Here is a 22,982-nt window from a genome sequence, read left to right on the forward strand (position 1 = left end):
TAAAACAGAATGAAGAAAAGTAAAAACAAAAATGGTGGTTTAGACCGACGTGATTTTATAAAAACGGCTGGATTAGGTGGATTAGGATTAGGCTCAATTGCTATGGCCCCGTTTGAAGAGCAGCTCGAACATTTGACATCTAAAGTGAATCGCAATTCAGCACCCTCTGATCTTGAAATTACAGATATGAGAGTAGCTGAGGTGGATGGAATACCCTTTCGTGTACCGCTAATTCGAATAGATACTAACCAGGGTATTTCCGGTTACGGAGAAGTCCGTGATGGGGGTGCAAAGGAGTATGCATTGATGCTGAAGAGCCGGATTTTGGGGCAAAATCCTTGTAATGTGGAAAAAATATTAAGGATTATTGAACAGTTCAGAGGCGAAGGCCGACAGGGTGGTGGAGTGGCAGCAGTTGAAATGGCACTTTGGGATATTGCAGGTAAAGCTTATAATGTTCCTGTTTACCAACTTTTGGGTGGTAAGTACAGAGATAAAATTCAGCTCTATGCTGATACAGCAGGTGCCAGGGATCCGCACGAGTTTGCAAGAAATATGAAGGAAACAAGAGTAGATGCGGGTTATACAGCACTTAAAATGGATATTGGCATCGAATTGCTTTCGCGTACACCGGGTACCTTGGTAAACTCTAAAGCCCACGCTCCAAAAGGAGACCACAGATTACAGAGTCAGTATTCAAGTACACATGGTGAATATGGCCAGATTGATCATCCCTTTACACGGATACAAATCACACAGAAGGGGCTTGAACTTATGGAAGAGTATGTACGGGTGATGCGTGACACCATAGGTTATGAAATTCCACTGGGGATTGATCACTTTGGGCATTTTGGTGTGAATGAAGCCATTAAAATTGCCAGAATGCTGGAACCCTATACAATAGCTTATGCAGAAGATATGGTGGCCTGGAAATGGACGGATCTCTGGAAAGAAATTACCGATTCTACAACCACACCTACACAAACGGGTGAAGACATCGGGACATGGGAAGGATGCAAGCCGCTGATTGATAAGCGTGCAGTAAATATTATACATCCTGATCCCGGTTCCACAGGAATATTGGGTACGAAAAAAATTGGTGATTATGCTCAAAATGCGGGTATTGCAATGAATCTTCACTTCGCTGGATCTCCAATAGGATTTCTGACTTCAGTACATATTGCAGCAGCCACTCAAAACTTTAATACACTTGAGCACCACTCTGTAGGCCTGCAAAGATGGTATGATATGTATGATGGAGATCCATCTATGATATTTGACGAAGGTTACGCAACTGTCCCTGAAAAACCGGGACTAGGGGTTGATTTGAATATGGATGTAGTCAGAGACAGCCTGATTGAAGGAGCAGGTTTCTTCGAGCCAACACCTGAATGGAACGAAGTTCGTTCATGGGACCGGTTGTGGAGTTAATTACTTGATTATCATGAGTGACTTGAAACATTCATTTATGTAATAAATAGCTGAATCCAGATCAATCAATAATTAATGAAATAAATGGAATGGTTCTTTGTATTAGCAACTGAGTTACATTCCATTTTTAAAAAGAATTCAATACAAATATTTTATTGGATACCTGCTCACTTTTGCTTATTCAAATTATGGTTAGCATTTTAAGTTTACGGAATTGCACTAGGTTTAATGGTTAGATTTAGTGTTAGTGAAGGCTCAGACCAATGAAAATTAATTACATAACTCAGTATACTTTAGATAACCAAAAAAAGATTATATGAGTATAAATAATAATGGCCGGCGTAGCTTTTTAAAAAAAGCCAGCCTGGGTGGTTTGAGTTTAGCCGGCATGAGCTTAGCTCCCATAGGTGACCAGGTTGCCTATGCTTCTCAAACCGTTAAAATGGATTCAAGTCCTTCAGATTTAAGAATTACGGATATGCGGGTTACATCAGTACTCCGAACTCCAATCATTCGTATTTATACAAACCAAGGACTCATGGGTCATGGTGATGTTCGGGATATCGGGGATTATCGTTACGCATTAATGCTGAAGAGCCGGATTCTGGGAGAAAACCCCTGTAATGTTGAAAAACTATTCAGGATTATTAAGCAGTTTGGACATCATGGCCGGCAGGGTGGCGGTGTTTCCGGTGTGGAAATGGCTCTGTGGGATTTGGCGGGCAAAGCATACGGTGTACCAGTCTATCAGCTGCTGGGTGGAAAATACCGGGACCAGATTCGTATCTACTGTGATACAACCAGTTCAAGGGATCCAGATGAATTCGCCAAGCGCCTGAAAGCCCGGGTTGATGCCGGATATACATCCCTGAAAATGGATGCCGGAATTGGTTTAGTCAAAGATACACCGGGAACCGTGGTGAATGCAGAATTCTGGGAGAATCAGCCCGGTGGAATGAGTGGCTGGAATCGTATTCCAGGCAGTTATTCAAATACTAAACATCCGTTTACCAAGGTACAGGTTACCGAGAAAGGGATCGATATGATGATGGAATATCTGGAGGTGATGCGGGAAGCTGTAGGTTACGAAATTCCGGTAGGAGTTGACCATCTTGGCCACTTTGGGTATAACGAAGCCATTAAAATTGCCCGGGCTGCGGAAAAATATTCACTGTCATTCCTGGAGGACCTGATCCCATGGCAGTTAACGGATCAGTGGAGAAGAATTACGGATTCAACCACAACACCTACCCAAACAGGCGAAGATATATTCCTTCTTGAGGGATTTAAAGATTTGCTGGATAATCGGGCAGTTGATATGATACATCCTGATCCGGTGGGCGCAGGCGGACTGATGGAAACAAAGAAAATTGGGGATTATGCCGAAACAAAGGGAATTTCCATGATGCTGCATCATGCTTCTTCCCCGGTATCACTTATGGCTGTTGTACATGCAGCGGCAGCAACACAGAACTTTACATGGCTGGAGCATCATTTTGTGGATCTTGAATGGTACGACGATCTTGTAACAGGCATTGAAAAACCCATAGTTCAGAATGGTTATATTAACGTGCCTGAAAAACCGGGTATTGGTGTTGATCTGAATGAAGAAGCGATACGCGAACATATGGACCGTGATGAACCCAGACAGGGTGTGAATCACGGAACCGGCTTTTTTGAACCTACTCCTGAATGGAATGAAGTTCGTTCCTGGGATCGGTTATGGAGCTAGCAGCAATTTGAATTGTAGTTATATTTAACCGACTATGAGTGATTAGAATAATTGCATAGACACGTAATACCTACTATCTGGATCATTTTTAAAAAAATCAGTTAATCAAATAAATTAACAGTATAATGGGTAATAAAAATAATAACAGTCGCCGGAATTTTATTAAAAAAGCCAGTATAGGGGGGCTCAGTCTTGCTGGAATGTCTTTAGCTCCACTGAGTGATCAAATTGCCTATGCCAGTCAGGGTATACGGCGCAATTCAAGCCCATCGGATCTGAAAATTACTGATATGCGAATTGCAGATGTTCAGGGTGCTTCTCCTATCATCCGCATTTATACAAATCAGGGATTACTTGGGCATGGTGACGTTCGTGATGGCGGAGATCCCCGTTATGCCCTGATGCTGAAAAGCCGGATTCTGGGTGAAAATCCCTGCAATGTTGAAAAACTTTTCAGGATTATTAAACAGTTTGGGCATCATGGCCGGCAGGGAGGTGGTGTTTCCGGAGTAGAAATGGCACTTTGGGATCTGGCGGGAAAAGCATACGGAGTTCCGGTCTATCAAATGCTGGGTGGTAAATACAGAGATAAAGTTCGCGTGTATTCCGACACACCTACGGAACCAGATCCGGCTGCATTTGCAAGACGTATGCAGGGTCGGGTTGATCAAGGATATACGGTTTTGAAAATGGATATTAAGATCAATCTGATTGCTGATATCCCCGGCACACTTGTAAATGCAGAATTCTGGAAAAATCAACCCGGCGGTTTGAGAGGCTGGAACCGTGAATATGGCAGTTATGGAAGAACCGATCATCCGTTTACACGGGTTCAGATTACCGAAAAAGGAATTGAAGAATTGATGAAATTTCTTGAAGCAACACGTTCACAAATCGGATATGAAATACCGCTTGGGGTTGATCACTGGGGTCACCTTGGAGTGAATGAAGCGATTAAAATCAATCGTGCAGCCGAACCCTATGCGTTAGCCTATTCGGAAGACAGTGTTCCCTGGTATTATACTGACCAATGGCGCAAAATAACGGATGCAAGTTCAACACCTACTGTAACCGGCGAAGACATCTACGGGCTGGAGAGTTTCAAACCGCTGATCGACAATCGGGCTGTAGATATCGTACATCCGGATCCAAACTCTGCCGGCGGAATTCTGGAAACAAAACGAATCGGAGATTATGCCGAGCAACATGGAGTGGCTATGATGTTGCATCATGCAGCATCGCCGGTATCGTTTATGGGCAGTGTACACAGTGCTGCTGCAACACAAAACTTTCTGTGGCTTGAGCATCATTCGGTAGATGATCCATGGTGGGAAGACCTTGTAACAGATACTAAAAAACCGATTGTTGAAGATGGCTATATAACCGTGCCTGAAGAACCGGGAATCGGGGTTGAGCTGAATGAGGAGGTTGTTAAAGAACACTTGAAAGAAGGCGCTGAATTTTTCGCACCCACTCCGGAATGGGATGAGGTTCGGTCCTGGGATCGTCTGTGGAGTTGATGTAAGGATCAGTTATAATTGTATTAAAAAAAGTAAATAATCTTAATATAATAACAAGGAAGATGATGCGTGATAATTTAAATAAAAACTCTTTCTGTTATATGTCGGGTGTCCTGTTGATCGGTTTAATGCTGATTAATGTATCGGGGTGCAGTTCAGAGAATGGTGAACAGGAAGTCAGGGCAGAAATTGCAGAGGAAGTTGAAAATGAAATGAGCACCAATTTGGATGCATGGTATCCAAGAGTGATTGATCCTGAACATGGTGGCTATATTAGTAACTTTTCTCATGACTGGGAAATGACCGGTTCACAGGAAAAAATGATCGTTACTCAGGCGCGTCACCTCTGGACACTTTCAAAAGTAATTCCCTTATATCCGGATAATCAGAATTACACAGAGTACGCGAAACATGGGTTTGAATTTTTAAGGGATCATATGTGGGATGATGAATATGGCGGTTTTTTTCAGATCGTTACCCGTGAGGGAGAACCCATCGAAAACTCACAGTTTGGTGACGATTTCCGAAAAACCCTTTATGGTAATGCATTTGCAATTTATGGGTTAGCGGCCTATTACGGAACATCTGAGAATCAGGGGGCCCTGGATCTGGCAAAGCAGTCATTTAACTGGCTGGAAACTCACTCACATGACAAAGAGTATGGCGGATATTTTCAGCCTCTGGAAAGGGATGGTACACCCCAAAAAGATGGATATCCGAAAGATTATAACAGTGGGATTCACATTCTGGAAGCACTAACAGAATTATATACTGTCTGGCCTGATGATTTAGTGAGGGAAAGGCTCACCGAAATGTTCCACATTGTAAGGGATACAATGGTAGCGGATAAAGGATACTTGAAACTTTATTTTGCGGAAGACTGGACTCATCTTTCGTACCAGGATTCCAGTGAAACAGCTATCAGGGAAAATATCGGTCGTGATCACGTAACTCCCGGTCATGATATTGAAACTTCATTTTTATTACTGGAAGCTGCACATGCTTTAGGCATGGAAGATGATCCGGAAACAAATGAAATTGCCAAATTGCTGACTGATCATACTCTCGAAACAGGCTGGGATTCTGAAACAGGCGGATTTTATGATTTAGCTTATTATTTCCCCGGAGAGGATGAAATAACAATTGTGAGGGACACCAAAAATTGGTGGGCACAATCTGAAGGATTGAATACCCTGTTAATTATGGCTAACAAGTACCCCGATGACCCGCATAATTATTTTGAAAAATTTGTACAGCAATGGGAGTACATTAACGAATATCTTATCGATCATGAAAAAGGAGGATGGTACAATTCAGGTATTGATAAGCAGCCGGAAAGTGTGACTTCGCGGAAAAGCCACATTTGGAAAGGAAATTATCACACACTTCGTGCATTGATGAGAGTTCTGGAAGGGTTGGAAGGAGAATGATGAGTATGAAATTCACTGTGCAAAAATTTAAACATTCTTTTCAGAAATATAGCTCTTTGTCGATATTGTTACTGTTTCTTGCAGGCTGTGGGGCTGGAAATGAGGAACAATTTATCCATTGGGATACATACAAAGGTGATGCAACGAGCAGCAGCTACTCTGCACTGGCCCAGATTAATAAAGAGAATGTAAATCAGCTTGAAGTTGCCTGGACTTACAGAACAGGTGACCTTCCAGAAAATGCACGGTCAACAATTGAAACGAATCCGATTGTTATTGACGGTATCATGTATGGTGCTTCTCCATATCTTAAAGTATTCGCAATCGATGCAGAAAACGGAGAAGAAAAATGGATGTATGATCCTTTTGAAGGTGGCACCGGTAGCGGATACATGCGTGGTGTAGTCTACTGGGAGGATGGTGAAGATAAAAGAATAATTTTTTCTGCCGGTACCTGGATCTATGCAGTGGATGCTGAAACGGGCAATCTGGTTTCTGAATTTGGCACGGAAGGTAAAGTAGACCTGAATGAGGGACTGGGAGTAGATCCGGAAACCATCTCTGTTAAATCACCGTCACCTGGGATAGTATATGATGATTTACTAATTATGGGGTCTGCTACTGGAGAAGGCTATGATGCGGCTCCGGGTCATATACGGGCTTATGATGTGAGATCAGGTGAAATCAGATGGATCTTCCACACAATTCCGCAGCCCGGTGAACCGGGGGTGGAAACCTGGGAAAACATGAGTGAAGAGCAGTTAAGAACCCAGGGCGGTGCCAATAACTGGACAGGAATGGCTTTAGACGAGGACAGAGGAATTGTGTATATCCCCTTGGGTTCGCCAACCTATGATTTTTACGGGGGAAATCGTCCCGGTGAAAATCTGTATGGGAATTCTCTATTAGCACTTGAAGCCGCTACAGGTGAATATGTATGGCATTATCAAACAATACATCATGATCTGTGGGATTATGACCTACCAGCTCCCCCCAATCTGATGACCGTTGAAATAGAAGGTGAAAGTATAGATGCGGTAGCACAGGTTACAAAGCACGGATTTATATTTATTTTCAACAGAGAAACCGGTGAACCCTTATTTCCAATTGAAGAACGGCCGGTACCCGATTCCAATATAGAAAGTGAAAAGCCCTGGCCAACCCAGCCTTTTCCTGTTAAACCTGAACCGATTATCCGGCAACATTTTAGTGAGGATCTTGTCACTGATGTCTCACCCGAATTAAGAGACACTGTACTGGCCCGCTATAGGAGTTATCGCTATGAAGGATTATTTACACCTCCGGATCCCAAGGGGACAATTATGTTTCCGTCCAGCTGGGGGGCAGCTAACTGGGGCGGGGCAGCCCACAATCCAAATACAGGTGTACTTTTTATCAATGCAAGTGAACTGGTTGAAGTTTCCACGGTTACAAGAGTAGCTGATGAAACTCCATCTTCTGGTTCTCTTTATGACAGGGGTGAGTCGTTCTATCGCCAGAACTGTGCAATGTGCCATGGGGTTTCCAGGGAAGGTCAGCATCCTATTAATCCACCTTTATTAGATATTGGAGAGAAAAGTTCCAAATCTGATGTGTTGAATATCATAGAAAATGGCGGAGGCAGAATGCCTGCTTTTCCAAATATTACAGAAGAAGAGAAGAATGCTATTATAGCTTATCTGTTTGAAGAAAAATCTGCAGATAATGAGTCAGAAAATCAGAATTCTGACAATGTTTCTGGTGATGAAAATCAAAATGGACGATTTATCAATGTCACTGCCTACCGGGAGTTCAGGGATCCCAACGGTTACCCGGCCATTAAACCGCCATGGGGGACACTTAATGCTGTTGATATGAATACGGGTGAGATAAAATGGAAAGTACCTTTGGGTGAATATTCTGAACTTACAAAAAAGGGGATACTTGATACCGGCAGCAAGAATATTGGAGGGCCGATTGCAACCGGCGGCGGCCTTGTATTTATTGCTGCAACAGTTGATGAAAAAATTCGTGCTTTTGATGAAGAGACCGGAGAAATACTCTGGGAAACTTCACTGCCCACCGGTGGCTATGCAACACCGGCCACTTATATGGTGAATGGGAAACAATATCTGGTTATAGCAGCCGGTGGCGGTAGAGGGTCAGAAAGAGGTGATTATTATGTGGCTTTTACCCTGCCTGACAATTAATGGCAGGTAATTTGAATGAGAATATTTATTGGATCTTAAAATGGCAAAATATATGAACAGCAAAATCAGTCTTTATACTCTTGTGATTATTCTGGTCACAATCTCTGCCTGTAATCGTGATGGTGCAGACACATCGAATCTCAGCAACATTGTTTCTGAAGGTGCATCCCTTGTGAAAGTGACCGAGGGGTACGAATTTGATACTGCTGGTTCACCCTTATATATGAACGGGGATCTATATTTTACCAACAACAATTTTGATTCGCCCGGTGAGTTAAGCCGGACCTTTCGCATGAATCCGGACGGCTCAATCGATACCCTTAAGAGTGGAAATAATGTAACAACAACCCTGAAGGCGAGCGGAGATGGTACCATCTATGCCTGCGAAATGCTGGGCCATCGTGTGGTTGAACTCGATCAGAACGGGCAGGTTCTGAATGTTATAGCGGATGAATATGACGGCGCCAGAATCGACGGGCCGAATGACCTGGTTGTTGACCAAAAAGGGGGGTTGTATTTTAGTGACTCCCAGTTTATAGCAGGCAAGCAAACCATGCAACCGGTCCCGTCTGTATATTATGTATCAGCGGAAGGAGAACTAACAAGAGTGATCGATGATGTTGAATTTCCCAACGGTTTAGGCCTCTCACCGGATGGGGGGACATTGTATGTAGCCAATACACCAGGAACTCAAATCCTGGCCTATGATGTGGCAGAAGATGGAACCGTAAGTAATGGAAGGGATTTTGCAGCTGTAGAACTGGCCGAAGACAGTGAGACCAGCGGAGCCGATGGAATGGCAGTAGACAGTGAGGGTAATCTGTTTGTAGCGACTACCCAGGGGCTGGGCGTTCAGGTTTTTAACAGTTCAGGAGAGCATCTTGGCAATATAGAGGTTCCCACGCCTTCAAATAATGTAAGCTTTGGCGGCCCGGATGGTAAAACACTCTATATATCCGCACAGGACGGGATCTATAAAATAGCTGTAAACAAGGAAGGATAAACTCACTTTTAAAAATACATTTATTATGACAATTCAGACCATTAAGATAGTAGTCATCCTCTCATTCTGTTTGCTAGTGGGTGTCCTTTCCGGCTGTTCAGAAGAAGATCCGGCAAAAGAATTCGTCTATGTTGGAACATTTGATGACAGGGGAAGTGAAGGGCTCTATGTTTTTGAGTTTGATCGTGAAAGCGGGGGGATGACTCAAATTCAAACGGTCAGTGACCGGCCAGGCCCCAACTTTCAGGCCATTCATCCAGGCGGGAAGTACCTGTATTCAGTAAGCGGTGACGCTTTTTCAGAGAATATTGAACATGGTACAATTTCGGCCTATCAGGTTGATTCCCAAACCGGCATGCTCCAATTGATTAATGAACAATCAGTTGAAGGCCGCGGTACTGCCCATGTAAGCGTGGATCCGCTTGGGGAGTTTGCCTATGTCTCGAATTACAGCGAAGGAAATCTGAGCGTGTTCACGATTTCTGAAAATGGAGGGGTAAGTGAAGCGGTGGATGTTGTGCAGCATGAAGGAAGCAGCGTGAATGAACGCCGCCAGAACGCTCCGCATGTGCACTCCATTATTCCTTCGGCTGACGGCAGGTTTATCTACGTGTCGGATTTAGGGACCGACCAAATTGTGATTTATGAGGTGGACCGGACAACCGGGGAGCTGTCGCCGGCCGAAGTCCCCTATGTTGAAAGTACCCCGGGTTCCGGGCCCCGGCACTTTACAATCCATCCGGGTGGTGAGTTTGCCTATTCGGCAGAAGAGTTAAGCTCAACGGTAGCAGTATTCAGTGTGAACCAAAACAACGGGGCGTTAGAAGAGATCCAGCGGATCACAATGCTTCCGGAAGGGTATGACGGGAATAATTCAGCAGCGGATATCCACCTGTCGCCGGATGGTGGTTTTTTATACGCGTCCAACCGTGGACACGACAGCCTGGTGATCTACCGTGTGGATGCAGAAACAGGAGCATTGACGCCGGCGGGTCATGAACCAACAAGAGGCAGCCATCCACGAAATTTTATGATTGATCAGCTGGGTGAGTATGTGCTGGTTGCCAACAGGGATGATGATAATGTAGTAGTTTTCAATAGGGATCAGGAAACCGGTCAGCTAACGTACTCCGGAGAGCAAGTTACTGTGCCCATGGCTGTTTGTGTAACTCAATATTTTATCAGTGAGTAGAATTTTGTTATTCTCTGTCAGAAATTATTTGTATTTAAAAAATTAAATCAAAAAAACAGATTGTTATGCTAAAACACAGAATCAAATACATTCTCTTATTCTCTTTTTTATTGACCACATCAGCATGGGGACAGGTTGTAATGGACGACCAGGTTGTTGCTTCGAAGGATGATATCCTTTACTACACCTATGAATGGGATGGTGAACGAATGCCGGACGGACGGCCAAAAGTATCTGATGAACTTTTGGACAGGGTTAAAGGTATAAAACTTGAAGATGCATGGCAGTATCTGAATGAGCTGGGTTATCCAAACCAGTATGAAGGTGGCTGGGAAAAACTGCATAAGGATCAAACGATGGTGGGAAGAGTATTAACAGCACAATTCATGCCCGATCGCACAGATATAAGCGAAAGACTGACGGAGGATGGGCATGAAGCGGGCCATGTGGGGCCTATGAATTCATGGCCCATCGATATGCTTCAGGAGGGCGATATATACCTGGCCGATTCATTCGGTAAAATTGCACAGGGAACACTGATTGGCGGAAATCTTGGAACATCCATCTTTTCCAAATCACAAAATGGTGTCATTTTTAATGGTTCTTCCCGCGATGATGAGGACCTTGAAAAAATTGATGGGTTTAATGCTTTTTTACGGGACTGGCATCCGTCATTTTTAGAAGAGGTGATGTTGACGGGGATCAATGTACCCGTGCGGATAGGAAATGTAACCGTAATGCCGGGAGATATTGCACTGGCAAAAACACAGGGCATCGTTTTTATTCCCCCGCATCTGGTTGAGGAGATTGTATTAACCGCTGAAATCGTACAATTACGGGATGAATTTGGACAGATGAGAATGAGAGAAGGGGTCTATTCAGCCGGTCAGATCGATACAAAATGGACACCGGAAATTGAGGAGGATTTTTTAAACTGGGTCCGTGAAAATCGGATGGAGCAGTTACCTGTGCCGATCGATAAAATGCAGGAATTTCTGCAAATGCGTACCTGGTAAAAACAAAGAATGTATTGATGACTCTATATCAATAAAATAAAGCTGCAACCTGCGTTTAGTTATTATTTGTATATAAAGTAGAACTGTTAATATATTTTAAAATCGAAGAGTTATAGATGAATTCACTTTATAAATCATTATTATATTTAAGTTTACTAAGTTTTCTGTTGGTGATGGTACTCCTGATCATGGGCTATGGCGGCAAGGTTATCGGCCCGCTTGTGATCCTGATGTTCGTGGCCCTGGCATTAGGAGTCAGGGGCACTCAAACACTTTTTAAATCTTTTGCCTTTTCAATTTGGATCTTTGCATCAGTTTCACTTGCCATGTTTTATCCCGACCTGATCACAAATGTAGGCGGATTTAATACAGCAGTATTAATAGTTCCTTTGATTCAGCTCATCATGTTTGGGATGGGAACTCAATTAAGTGTCAAGGATTTCGCCGGTGTAATGAAAAAACCCAGGGGCGTATTAATTGGGATGCTTTGCCAGTTTACAATTATGCCGCTGGTGGGTATCAGCTTGGCCCTTTCGTTTGGATTTTCGGCAGAGATTGCCGCTGGGGTGGTGTTAATTGGTTCAAGTCCGGGAGGCGTAGCCTCAAATGTGATGGCATTTATTGCTGAAGCAGACCTTGCACTGTCCATTTCCTTGACGGCCGTTGCAACCATGGTATCACCGATTATGACCCCGCTTTTGATGGAACTTTTGGCAGGCCAGTTTGTCCCGATTGATGCAGTAGCCATGATGATTAGTATTCTGAACATGATTATTGCACCCATTGTCCTTGGCCTGTTGTTCAACCATTTTCTGCATGGAAAGGCTAAATGGCTTGATGACATTATGCCCTTTGTGTCGATGGTGGGCATTGCAGTGATTATTACTATAATTACAGCAGCCGGTCGGGATTCACTGGTTTCCATCGGATTGTTTTTGGTGATGGCAGCCATCATTCATAATGCCCTTGGATATCTTTTTGGCTACTGGGGAGGCCGGCTGTTTAAAATGGACGAAAAATCCTGCCGGACGATTGCCCTTGAAGTGGGAATGCAGAATGGCGGGATGGCTTCCGGGCTGGCCGCTGAGATGGGTAAAATTGCTACCGTTGGACTGGCACCAGCCGTGTTTGGCCCGTGGATGAATATTTCCGGTTCAACACTTGCCAACTGGTGGCGTCGCAGAGCGTTAAAAGAAGAGCAGGCCGAGAAACAGTCTACTGAGCCGGAAGTGCCTGAGGTGCTGGGTACGTAATGCCGTCATTCGATAGTTCGTGCGCATCGATACATTTGTTGTTATATTAATAATTTCAAAAAAGTATATAATCAATTTGATAGTGAAAAATTAGAAATGGAGATATTATGGGAATGTTAGGCGGCATTGAATGGGCGATTATAATATTTGTGATACTATTACTATTTGGTGCAAAACGCATACCTAAATTAGCTAGAGGAATAGGAGATGGAATACGAGAGTTTAACAACGCCCGTATCGAGTCAGGTGATGATAAATGAACCCCGCGGATAAAAAAATATGGATCTACAGAAATGTGTGTGGGTAAATTAATATGCGTATTTTTTCAATCTAAAGATAATGAGCCAGATACCCGACTTATTTGAACATGTGTTAAACTTTAGCTCCGATTGGAAGGTTACCAACGTGGAGGTGGACGATGCGGCCAATAAGATTGATGTACAAGTAAAGTTTACCGATTCCAAGTCAACTTGTCCGGATAGTGGGGGAGCTGTTGCCCATTCATGTCCATCACGAGCAATGCCGTTGGTTCCATTTAAATATGATGTAATAACAAATTTGGAATTGTTTGCAACCTGCCATGGGTAAAATGTGCCGATGGAAACGTAAAAACGGTGCAAGCTCCCTGGACGGATATCAATCAACGGTTTACGTTCTGGTTTGAGGCGATGGCTATTCAACTGGTCCAACTGAACAAAAAGCCCAACAAAGACGACTGAGTTCTTGGCAGCAAATATGATGTGATTGCAAACAGAGCCCTGCAGCGTAGAACAGCCGAAGATATTTGTGTGGATGGCTTTACTCATTGATGAGAAGTGCTTTCGGGCCGGCCATCAATATATTACTATTATCAGCTGCCAGAGGACCAGACGCGTTTGCAATGTGGGGTTGGGTCGTAAACAAAGTGATACAGAAGAGTTCGTGTAGGGATGGATGAGAAGATTGGCATGGATCAGGTTCAGGCGGTGAGCATTGACATGTGGAAAGCCAAATTAAAGCGGTGGAGACGACCCTGCCCAAGGCCAATATTATCCACGATGAATTTCACATGATCGCCTAGTTAGGGCTTCCTCAGACCCAATCTAAATTACGTAATTACAGTGTGTTAGGTGTCATTATTGTACCTTTTAGGCAAATAACCTTGCATATGATAAATTATACATCTCAGTACCAAACCCAATTTGAGGATTTTTCTAATCTCTGCCAACTCGAATTACATCCTGCCAACCGCTGGATTCAGCTGGGAGCGCTGCTGCCGTGGGACCGGATGGTCGAGGTCTACGCCAAACGCTTTTCGCCTAACATGGGCGCTAAAGCAGTAAATCCCCGCTGGGTCATCGGCGCCTTTATCATCAAACACAAGTTGCGGCTCACCGACGAGGAGACGCTGCTAAGCATCTCGGAGAATCTCTACATGCAGGTTTTCCTGGGCCTGGAGACCTATCGGCCCACCCAGCTGTTTTCGCCCACCCTGTTCGTTGAGTTGCGAAAGCGGCTCGGTGAGGATACCTTTGATGAGTTCTCCCGTACGCTGATTACCCTGTCGGAGGACATTGCGGGAGCCCCTGGCGCAGCCGACACTCCATCGGGAAAAGTCAAAGTCGATGCCACCGTAGCCGATCAGTACATTCGCTACCCTACCGATCTGTCGCTTGTCAATGAGGCGAGGGAGAAGACCGAGCGCATTATCGATGAGCTTTGGGAGCTGATGGGCTACCGGCTGCCGGTCAAACCCCGCACCTACCGAAAGGTGGCCCACAAACGGTATTTGAGCCAATCGAAAAAGAAAAAAGCCTCCAGGGCCAGCCTGCGTAAGACCCTGCGGTACCTGCTCAATTGCGTGAAGCGCAACTTGAGGCATATCGACCAGATGCTGGGCATGCTGGATCGCAGGGCGTTTCCGCTGGCCCACAAATATCAGCGTCAGCTGTGGGTCATCCACACGCTGTACGCCCAGCAGCGGGGGATGTATGATGCGGACAGCCGCCGGTGCGACGATCGCATTGTGAGCATTTCTCAGCCCCACGTACGCCCGATCGTGCGTGGCGAAACCGGCAAACGTGTGGAGTTCGGAGCCAAACTTGGTCTGTCACTGTTTGGCGGTTACCTGACCCACCAGACACTCAGCTGGGATGCCTAAAATGAGGCCTCTGACCTTCAGGGTCAGGCGGAAACGTATCGGCTTTTGACCGGTCACTACCCGGAGCTGATTTAGTGTGACAAGATTTATCACACCAACGACAACCGAAAATGGTGTAGCGAGCGCGGCATTCGCATGACGGCCTCGCCCAAAGGACCAAAACCCAAACTCAGCGCTTACGAGAAAAGAAAGCAACGTGATGAATACGCCGAACGAAACCACATAGAGGGGCGCATCGGCAATGCCAAACAGGCGCTTTCACTCAATCAAATCAAAGCCAAACTTTAGAGTACATCCGAGACCTGGATCGCTGCCACCCTTTTTGTGCTGAATCTCTCTGCCTTCGCCGCCCGATCAGGTGTGACTTTTTGAGGAAGCCCTACTTAAGCTACTTGCACCGGCCTATCCAACGTGTTACATAGTTAAATTAGTCATGACCGTTTTACCCGGTTATTGGCAAGTGGAACCGTTGATTCCAAACACCTTTGGACCAACTCGAAGCCATTGGTTGAGGAAATGGTCGACTCCGGCGATTGTGTGGTTGTAGGAATTGATGATAACGATCCAGGAAAAACCCCATAGCCGTGAGAACGATCTGATCTGCTGGCACTACGATCATACCGAAGGAGAAACGATTAAAGGGATTAATTTTCTCTCGGCGGTGCTTACCACCGACGAGTTGGCGGTTCCCATAGAGATAGAATTTGTTCGCAAGCCCCATCAGGTCCCTGATGACAACGGACAGCTGCATCGCCGCAGTCAGATGACCAAGAATGAGTTATTCCGCTGGATGCTGCGCCACTGCTGGCAGAATACCTAGTTTGAGCACGTGACGGCCGATAGTTGGTTTTCCAGCAAGCAGAACATGGAAATTATTACCCAGAGTTTATACCGTAAATTTGTCATGATGGTCAAAAGTAATCGTTTTGCCGCTCTCAGCTAAGCCGATAAACAGGCTGGATACTGGACATCAATCAAGACGCTGACCGGCCAGGACCAGCCCTTGAGAGTTTGGCTGTGCGGGTTTGACGATCCTGTGCTATTGCTCAAACAAGTCTTCAATAATCGAAGATGGATCGCAGATAGTTCGGCATCTGGTGGCCAGTGACTTGACGTTGAGTGCATCCGAAATAATCGGGATCTATCAAAAACGATGGAAAACCGAGGAATACCATAAGTCCATCAAACAATGCAGCAGTCTGGGAGGCTCTCCATCCCATACACCGGCAACCCAACAAGCGCATTGCGTAGCAGCGATCATCAGCTATGTGAAACTCGAAAAGCTCAAACTTAAAAACAGGATGAACCACTTTGCCTTAAAAAGTCAAATATGGGTAGAGCCTATCCGGCATGCACTGGACTGTATGAGCAAGTTATCCACATCATCACATAAATATGTCTACTTAACAGCTTAAGTACTGCATAACTTCAGTGGTTAAGTAGATACAGCCGGATTCCGGGGCTAAAATAACTTTTTTCAAAAAAATTACAGGGTGTTCTAACATTCAATTGTTCTTACACTAAGTAATAATAATAAAAAAACGGCAGATTGGATTTAAATCAAAAATACTGGGTATTAATACAGCGATTCGTGACCGGAGCGGCCGACAGGGACGAGAAGCGTATTCTGGATAAATGGATGGATCTAGATTCTGAGAACAGAAAGCTTGTTCAAGAGATTAAAGAGATTTGGAAGCTGACCCCATCTGAAGATTTTGACGTGGACGTACAGACTGCCTGGAATGAATTTCACAAAAGAAAAGAATTGACAAGACATAATGCTCCGAAAAAAGCTGACTTTGTAACACGCAAGCCTTCCAAAATGCCTCTTTATATACTAAGGCTTGCAGCAGTTGTTTTGGTCTCCGTTTTTGCCGGTGTATTTGTGCAGTATACGCTTACGAACAATGGTGAGGCCGGGCAGATTTCGGAATTTTATGTAATGCAGAATTTTGAAACTGAAAAAGGTGAAAAAGCCCGTATTACATTTTCTGACGGTACAAAAGTGGTATTAAATTCAGCAAGTTCTATCCGGTTTCCCCAGGAATTTAGCGGAGCAAAACGCGAAGTTTACCTCAAGGGTGAAGCGTATTTTGAAGTAGCTCATGATTCAGATCATCCGTTTATTGTTTATGCTCATGATGCAGAAGTGCAGGTTTTAGGGACGGAGTTTAATGTGCAGGCATGGCGTGATGACGGATCTGTTGAAGTAGTAGTAAGGGAAGGAAAAGTAAGTGTAGGTTCACTAAACAGCGATCTGAAGGAGCCGGCACGTGTGATTTTAACCGATGGATTGTATACAAATATAAAAAATGGAAAAGCTCCTGGTCCGGCGAAAGAAGTAAATGTAAAAAATAGGCTCATATGGACCCATGGTGGGTTACATTTTGAAAATGCGCCATTCAGCAAAGTGATCCGTGATTTAGAAAGACGTTTTAATGTGGAGTTTACAGTCGTTGATGAAGAACTAATGGATATATCCTATACCGGCATTTTTATATATGCAGAGCTAGATGAGGTTATTGCCGTCATTGCAGCATCAATGGATTTCGAGTATGACCGTGATGGATCGAAAATCATCATTCAATAAACAATAAAAAGAATATTAATCTTTGAGTTAACTTTTTTGTATTGTTTTTCAATAATACTTGGAAGCGCTTCCGTTGCTATTGAATGAATTATATTCTGTTTTGTACATCTTTAAGCGTCTTACAGATTCAAAAATCTTTTAATCAGTTAACATTAATATAAAGGGCATACGATATGGATATATATAAATGGCTACAAAAAACTTTTAGATTGGGTTTGATAATATTTCTGGGAGCACTTTTTGTGTTTTCCTCTGAGAATGTTCAGGCAATGCAGGGAGAGGTAGCTTATCGCATGACGAGCAAAGACTTACAGGAGAAGTTCTATGAAACAGAAATTAATAATGAAATTAGTTTGGACCTTCAGGATGCATCCCTGGAAGAAGCCTTTAGAAAAATTGCAGACAAAACAGGTTTTAAACTTACATTCCGTGGTGATATCATAGACAAAAAAAGTATTACCCTTCAGGAGCCTGCTATTTCCGTTAGTGATGCTTTGGAGACTATTTTGAACGGAACGGATCTCATCTATAAAATATCTAAGGATGGATATTTATTAATTGACAGGAAAGAAGAAGTTATATTGGATAATGATTTTCAAATAACGATTGAAGGAAGGGTAACGGATGCCGATACCGGCGATCCTCTACCGGGTGTTACAATCATTGTGCCGGGAACTAATATGGGTACTAATTCAGGTATTAATGGAGAGTACACGTTAACGGTTCCCGAAGGAACTGAGACCTTGGTTTTTTCTTTTGTGGGGTATTTGTCACAGGAGGTTCAGATTAACGGTCGCACTGAAATAAATACTGAACTACAGGAGGAAGTGATTGCAATGGATGAGGCGGTAGTTACCGCATTTGGTCTGCAAAGGGAGCAAAGGTCGCTAGGTACTGCAGTTGGCAGAGTATCAGGTGAAGACCTTGCAGAAATATCTGACATTAATGTTTCAAAATCTTTGTCCGGCCGTGTTTCTGGAGTACAGGTAAGCAGTTCTTCTAGTGGGCCCGGCGGATCTTCCAGAGTGATTATTCGGGGTCACTCATCGCTGGGTGGAAATAATCAGCCTCTGTATGTAGTAGATGGTGTCCCTATAGATAATACAAACAGAGGATCTGCCGGTAGATGGGGTGGATACGACCGAGGTGACGGTATCCAAAATTTCAATCCCAATGATATAGCTGATATATCAGTGCTTAAAGGACCTAACGCATCTGCACTTTACGGACAACGAGGTGCAAATGGAGTTATACTCATTACTACTAAATCCGGAGAAAACAGAGAAGGTATTGGAATTAATTATTCTACTACTGTTACTACAGGTGAACCATGGATTTTACCCGATTTTCAAAATGAGTATGGATTGGGTTCGAATGGAAAGCATCGTTTTTATAATGATGGTAATGGCAATATTATTAGCAGAGCCGATTGGGAAGCGGCAGGATCACCCAGCGGTTATATTCCGCAAATGACTACCATTAATGATGGTATTGAGAGTCCAACAAGCTGGGGCCCAAAAATGAATGGCGAAGAGGTATATACCTGGGATGGCCGACTGGGAACATACAGTCCACAGTCTAATAATGTAAGTGATTTCTTTGACACTCAGACAACGATTGAAAATTCCCTTGGAATTACCGGTGGAAATGAGACTACCAATTTTCGATTGTCAATGGCAAATGTTAGTAACAACGGATTACTTCCGAATCATAATCTTAATAGAACCAATATCTCTTTCAAAGGAGCTCACCAACTTCATGAACGGTTAAGTGCACAGGTAAGTGCAAACTACGTTGTTCAGGATGTACAACAGAGGCCGGCTCTTTCTGATCAGCAGCGAAACGTAATGTATGCATTCCGGTATATGCCAAGAAATACAAGCCTTTCAAGTTTAGATGATTATGAGCTGACTCAGGAGGATATTAACAATCCAAACGGTTTTCACGGTTATTCTTCCGGTCAGTTAATTGAGGGGTATTCACGTCATTGGTCAAATGCAACATTTACCGAGCAGCCTAACTGGAGTGTTAACAACACAAATTTTGAAGATAGCAGGGAACGTATAATGGGACATGTCTCCTTGCAATACGAACTAGCGGATTGGGCTTCCCTATCGACAAAAGCAAGTGTTGATACATATACTGATCAAAATTACAACGATACAGCAATAGGTACCAGAGTAGATGTACCGGGCAGGATGGGAGAGACAGTAGGGCGTTTTCGGGAAATTAACCTTGAAGTTATTGCTTCAGCAGAAAGAGATTTAACTGAAGATATCACTGCCGGAGCAAACGTTGGTGGCAACTATCTAAGCAATCGGTTTAGGCTTGTTGGGCACAATGGTCGCCGTTTTTCAGTTCCTGATCTGTTTACAATCAGCAATACGGAAGATCAAAGAACGAACTTTAATTTGTCTGAATTCGAGATTCACTCAATTTTTGCCTTTGGACAATTTAGTTTCCGGGATTACTGGTATATTGACTGGACAGCCAGAAATGACTGGTCTTCTACGTTGCCAGCAGATAAAGCATCTTTCTTCTATCCATCGATAAGTTCAAATTTTATTTGGTCGGATGCTTTTGAACTGTCAAATAATGTACTTTCTTATGGTTCTCTGCGAGCCTCATGGGCACAGGCCGGTAGTTCGGGCGATCCATATCAGCTTTCCGGAACCTATTCATTGTCTAACCAAACACAGGCTGGGCAACCACTGTCAAGTTTTACCAATACGATTCCTTTACAGGATTTGGAAAATGAGCTGACTACATCCGTCGAAATTGGAACAGATCTTCGATTTTTTAATGGAAGACTGCGAACGGATTTAACCTACTATGATGCTACAACAGAAAATCAGATTCTAAGTATTTCAGTTCCGTCATCATCAGGTTTTACAAATCGTACCATTAATGCGGGTGAGATTACAAACCGTGGTATTGAACTGTTAATTTCTGGTACTGCTATTCAGACCTCTAGTCTCCAATGGGATGTAACCTTTAACTTTGGTTCTAATAAGAATGAGGTTGTTGAACTGGTTGAAGGAGTGGATAGATTTTTATTAGGCCGGGATAGAAACGCCTTGATATTTGCTGATCCGGGAGCACCATATGGAGAGATGTATACTCCAAGTGCAAGATGGCTCAGAGATGAAAATGGAAATCGCATGATTGATCCATCCGGTTTACCGATCAGGGAAAGCGGGCAGTTCAGAATCGGGAATTCTACTCCTGACTGGATTGGCGGTATTACCAATAGGCTAAACTTCAAGGGATTCACTTTTAATTCATTGATTGATATTTCACAAGGTGGTGTCATCTTTTCTCAGTCTAACGTTGTTGAAGCTTTTCACGGAACCACAAAACGAACACTGGAAGGACGTGATGGTACCTTCGTAGCAGAAGGAGTTTCAGCTACATCTGATGGTAATGGTGGCTGGACGTCAACTGGACAGCCAAATAACACTCAAGTGGATGCACAGGATTATTGGGGACGAGTGCTTCCCTCTAACGAAAGTGTTGTTTCTGAAGAGTTTATCGATGATGCAAGCTATGTTGCTCTACGTGAGATAACTCTTGGTTATTCTTTTCCCACTCTGGTTAATCGTCTTCCTTTGGTTAGGTCACTTAGGTTTTCTATTGTAGGCCGTAACCTGTTCTACTTCGAGCGACACACAGATGGGTACTCTCCAGAAGCTGCTACATTTAACGCAAACAGCAGTTCATTGGGTCTGGAAGCTCTTTCTTTTCCCATGGCCAGAACAGTTGGATTTAATCTAAACGTAGGCCTTTAAGGGGAACTCATAATGAAATTTTTAAATATTAAAACAGAAAGAATGATGAAAAATATAGATAAGGTTTTGTTGATGGTATTATCTGCCATGCTCATTATGGTTTCCTGTACAGAGGATTTCGAGGAGCTAAATACTCCTCCTTCTTCTGTAACATCAATAGATCCGGGGTTACAGCTAAGTTATGTGCAGAGAGGAATGATCTATGACAGTGAAAATAATTACTGGAAAACCAATACAATGCAGTACGGAGCATGGGTGCAGCATTGGGGGGTACCGGATCAGAATCAGGCAAGTGCTAATTATATTCCTATGCAGGATTGGTTCAATAGTGACTGGAACTGGCATTATGAATTGCTGAAAGAGCTTTCACAAATTGAAACACTTCTGCTAAATAGTGTGGAAGATCGAAACAAGGATAACCCTGAAATCAGATCTAAACTGGCTATATCAAAAATTCTGAATGTTTATATAGCCGAACGGTTAACGGCTTTGGTGGGAGATGTTCCATATTCAGAAGCGGTCACAGGATTATCAGGTAATACAACACCTGTTTATGATCCACAAGAGGAACTGTATCCGGCTTTACTGGATACTTTGGATCTTTATATTGGTAAATTAAATTCAAATGACTTCACTTATGGTTCTGCTGATTTCTTCTACGGAGGTGATACCGACCAATGGATGAAGTTTGGAAATTCTCTGAAACTGAGAATCGGAATGCGGATGAAATATTCAAATCCATCTGCAGCAGAGGCTGCTGTTACGGACGCGATGAATAGTCCTCTTTTGTCCAGTAATGATGATTCTGCTGTTGTACCTACGTCAGCGGGGGGAGCATCCGATTTCCAGGTTCACCCGATTTTGGCTATCTTCCGCACTCTTGCAGGTAAATCAATGCTTGGTGAAACATTGATAAATACACTGCAGGATAAAAATGATCCGCGTCTGACTCTAATTGCCGAGCCAACTGCAAATTCCAAAGAAAATCCTCCATTGGAGTATCGCGGCTTGCCTCATGGTATGACACCTGCAGAATATGATCAAATCGTAGTTGGAGATTATTCATATCCAAGTAGCAGCATCTTTGTGAATGAAGATCTTGCACGTCCAATGAAAGTATTTATGTACCACGAAGTGGAATTTTTGAAGGCCGAAGCAGCCCTGGAAGGGTGGGGAGCAACACCTGCAGAAGCCCAGGGTTTTCTTCAGAGTGCTATTCAGGCTGAGTTAAGCAGATTTCCTTATGAAGTTCCACAAGCTGATATTGACACATATATTGCCAGTGAAGGGGTATTGTCAGGAACAACTGAGGAGCAATTGGAGCAAATTATGACTCAAAAATGGCTGGCGTTGTTTGATCAGGAAATGCAAAGTTATATTGAATGGAGAAGAACAGGTTATCCTCTGCTTGATCCGGGCAACAATCAGGGTGTTACGAATGGTAACATACCCCGAAGAGGTCTTTATGCTCAGGATGAGCAGTCTCTCAACAGTGAAAATTATCAGGCTGTCCTTACAAGTCAGGGTCCTGACGAGTTAATGACCCGAATATGGATTGATGCGAATACCAATGATGGCCAGCAATAATTGCTGAATTAAAGTTTGATTAAGTAAGAAAATAGAGACAAGATCTAAAGATCTGTCTCTATTCTTTTTTAGATACATATTTTAATAAACCAGGTTCAGTTAATAAACGTA

The 22,982-nt window shown here is 43.6% G+C and carries 17 protein-coding genes; 16 read left to right on the forward strand and 1 reads right to left on the reverse strand.

The features are described 5' to 3' along the window. Window positions 1-9 precede the first annotated feature (9 nt). The 10 genes from AABW11_RS15145 to AABW11_RS15190 all read left to right on the forward strand — a co-directional run bounded on the left by AABW11_RS15145 (window position 10) and on the right by AABW11_RS15190 (window position 13,026). On the forward strand, window positions 10-1,431 hold the full coding sequence (locus AABW11_RS15145; protein WP_340105971.1) for a mandelate racemase/muconate lactonizing enzyme family protein: 1,422 nt from the start codon (window positions 10-12) through the stop codon (window positions 1,429-1,431). 316 nt (window positions 1,432-1,747) lie between these two features. Then, on the forward strand, window positions 1,748-3,163 hold the full coding sequence (locus tag AABW11_RS15150; protein WP_340105972.1) for a mandelate racemase/muconate lactonizing enzyme family protein: 1,416 nt from the start codon (window positions 1,748-1,750) through the stop codon (window positions 3,161-3,163). Window positions 3,164-3,288: 125 nt separating this feature from the next. Next, window positions 3,289-4,683, forward strand: a complete 1,395-nt coding sequence (locus tag AABW11_RS15155; RefSeq protein WP_340105973.1) for a mandelate racemase/muconate lactonizing enzyme family protein — start codon at window positions 3,289-3,291, stop codon at window positions 4,681-4,683. Between the two features lie 101 nt (window positions 4,684-4,784). Beyond that, on the forward strand, window positions 4,785-6,113 hold the full coding sequence (locus AABW11_RS15160) for an AGE family epimerase/isomerase (RefSeq protein WP_340105974.1): 1,329 nt from the start codon (window positions 4,785-4,787) through the stop codon (window positions 6,111-6,113). A 56-nt stretch (window positions 6,114-6,169) separates the two neighbouring features. Then, complete coding sequence (locus AABW11_RS15165; RefSeq protein WP_340105975.1) at window positions 6,170-8,302, forward strand: pyrroloquinoline quinone-dependent dehydrogenase; 2,133 nt, start codon at window positions 6,170-6,172, stop codon at window positions 8,300-8,302. 52 nt (window positions 8,303-8,354) lie between these two features. Beyond that, entirely contained in the window at window positions 8,355-9,305 is a 951-nt protein-coding gene (locus tag AABW11_RS15170; RefSeq protein ID WP_340105976.1) for an SMP-30/gluconolactonase/LRE family protein, read from the forward strand. Window positions 9,306-9,330: 25 nt separating this feature from the next. Next, complete coding sequence (locus AABW11_RS15175; protein ID WP_340105977.1) at window positions 9,331-10,497, forward strand: lactonase family protein; 1,167 nt, start codon at window positions 9,331-9,333, stop codon at window positions 10,495-10,497. Window positions 10,498-10,562: 65 nt separating this feature from the next. Next, window positions 10,563-11,513, forward strand: coding sequence for an RraA family protein (locus AABW11_RS15180; protein WP_340105978.1), 951 nt, complete (start codon window positions 10,563-10,565; stop codon window positions 11,511-11,513). Between the two features lie 116 nt (window positions 11,514-11,629). Then, entirely contained in the window at window positions 11,630-12,766 is a 1,137-nt protein-coding gene (locus AABW11_RS15185; RefSeq protein ID WP_340105979.1) for a bile acid:sodium symporter family protein, read from the forward strand. 113 nt (window positions 12,767-12,879) lie between these two features. Further along, complete coding sequence (locus AABW11_RS15190; RefSeq protein ID WP_340106036.1) at window positions 12,880-13,026, forward strand: twin-arginine translocase TatA/TatE family subunit; 147 nt, start codon at window positions 12,880-12,882, stop codon at window positions 13,024-13,026. A 48-nt stretch (window positions 13,027-13,074) separates the two neighbouring features. Here AABW11_RS15190 and AABW11_RS15195 read toward each other — a convergent pair whose 3' ends face one another. Further along, window positions 13,075-13,572, reverse strand: coding sequence for a hypothetical protein (locus tag AABW11_RS15195; protein WP_340105980.1), 498 nt, complete (start codon window positions 13,570-13,572; stop codon window positions 13,075-13,077). A 341-nt stretch (window positions 13,573-13,913) separates the two neighbouring features. Here AABW11_RS15195 and AABW11_RS15200 point away from each other — a divergent pair, with 341 nt between their 5' ends. The 6 genes from AABW11_RS15200 to AABW11_RS15220 all read left to right on the forward strand — a co-directional run bounded on the left by AABW11_RS15200 (window position 13,914) and on the right by AABW11_RS15220 (window position 22,871). Next, window positions 13,914-14,906, forward strand: a complete 993-nt coding sequence (locus AABW11_RS15200) for a transposase (RefSeq protein ID WP_340105981.1) — start codon at window positions 13,914-13,916, stop codon at window positions 14,904-14,906. Window positions 14,907-14,990: 84 nt separating this feature from the next. Then, window positions 14,991-15,194: a transposase gene (locus AABW11_RS20175; RefSeq protein WP_445263784.1), complete on the forward strand. Its 204-nt coding sequence runs from the start codon at window positions 14,991-14,993 to the stop codon at window positions 15,192-15,194. A 265-nt stretch (window positions 15,195-15,459) separates the two neighbouring features. Continuing rightward, a complete protein-coding gene (locus tag AABW11_RS15205; protein WP_340105982.1) occupies window positions 15,460-15,726 on the forward strand; it encodes a hypothetical protein in 267 nt (88 codons plus the stop codon). 729 nt (window positions 15,727-16,455) lie between these two features. Beyond that, entirely contained in the window at window positions 16,456-17,496 is a 1,041-nt protein-coding gene (locus AABW11_RS15210) for a FecR family protein (RefSeq protein WP_340105983.1), read from the forward strand. Window positions 17,497-17,711: 215 nt separating this feature from the next. Beyond that, complete coding sequence (locus AABW11_RS15215; RefSeq protein WP_340105984.1) at window positions 17,712-21,284, forward strand: SusC/RagA family TonB-linked outer membrane protein; 3,573 nt, start codon at window positions 17,712-17,714, stop codon at window positions 21,282-21,284. Between the two features lie 42 nt (window positions 21,285-21,326). Further along, complete coding sequence (locus AABW11_RS15220) at window positions 21,327-22,871, forward strand: SusD/RagB family nutrient-binding outer membrane lipoprotein (RefSeq protein ID WP_340105985.1); 1,545 nt, start codon at window positions 21,327-21,329, stop codon at window positions 22,869-22,871. The last annotated feature ends 111 nt before the right edge of the window (window positions 22,872-22,982 follow it).

The sequence above is a fragment of the Rhodohalobacter sp. 8-1 genome (assembly GCF_038150125.1).
Classification (GTDB): Bacteria; Bacteroidota; Rhodothermia; order Balneolales; family Balneolaceae; genus SW132.

Bases quoted from the DNA above. Each gene is read 5' to 3' on its own strand.
- AABW11_RS15195 (WP_340105980.1), bottom strand. From the start codon at position 13,572: ATGAGTAAAGCCATCCACACAAATATCTTCGGCTGTTCTACGCTGCAG.
- AABW11_RS15200 (WP_340105981.1), top strand. From the start codon at position 13,914: ATGATAAATTATACATCTCAGTACCAAACCCAATTTGAGGATTTTTCT.
- AABW11_RS15205 (WP_340105982.1), top strand. From the start codon at position 15,460: ATGATAACGATCCAGGAAAAACCCCATAGCCGTGAGAACGATCTGATC.
- AABW11_RS15180 (WP_340105978.1), top strand. From the start codon at position 10,563: ATGCTAAAACACAGAATCAAATACATTCTCTTATTCTCTTTTTTATTG.
- AABW11_RS15145 (WP_340105971.1), top strand. From the start codon at position 10: ATGAAGAAAAGTAAAAACAAAAATGGTGGTTTAGACCGACGTGATTTT.
- AABW11_RS15150 (WP_340105972.1), top strand. From the start codon at position 1,748: ATGAGTATAAATAATAATGGCCGGCGTAGCTTTTTAAAAAAAGCCAGC.
- AABW11_RS15175 (WP_340105977.1), top strand. From the start codon at position 9,331: ATGACAATTCAGACCATTAAGATAGTAGTCATCCTCTCATTCTGTTTG.
- AABW11_RS15170 (WP_340105976.1), top strand. From the start codon at position 8,355: ATGAACAGCAAAATCAGTCTTTATACTCTTGTGATTATTCTGGTCACA.
- AABW11_RS15185 (WP_340105979.1), top strand. From the start codon at position 11,630: ATGAATTCACTTTATAAATCATTATTATATTTAAGTTTACTAAGTTTT.
- AABW11_RS15160 (WP_340105974.1), top strand. From the start codon at position 4,785: ATGTCGGGTGTCCTGTTGATCGGTTTAATGCTGATTAATGTATCGGGG.
- AABW11_RS15220 (WP_340105985.1), top strand. From the start codon at position 21,327: ATGATGAAAAATATAGATAAGGTTTTGTTGATGGTATTATCTGCCATG.
- AABW11_RS15155 (WP_340105973.1), top strand. From the start codon at position 3,289: ATGGGTAATAAAAATAATAACAGTCGCCGGAATTTTATTAAAAAAGCC.
- AABW11_RS15190 (WP_340106036.1), top strand. From the start codon at position 12,880: ATGTTAGGCGGCATTGAATGGGCGATTATAATATTTGTGATACTATTA.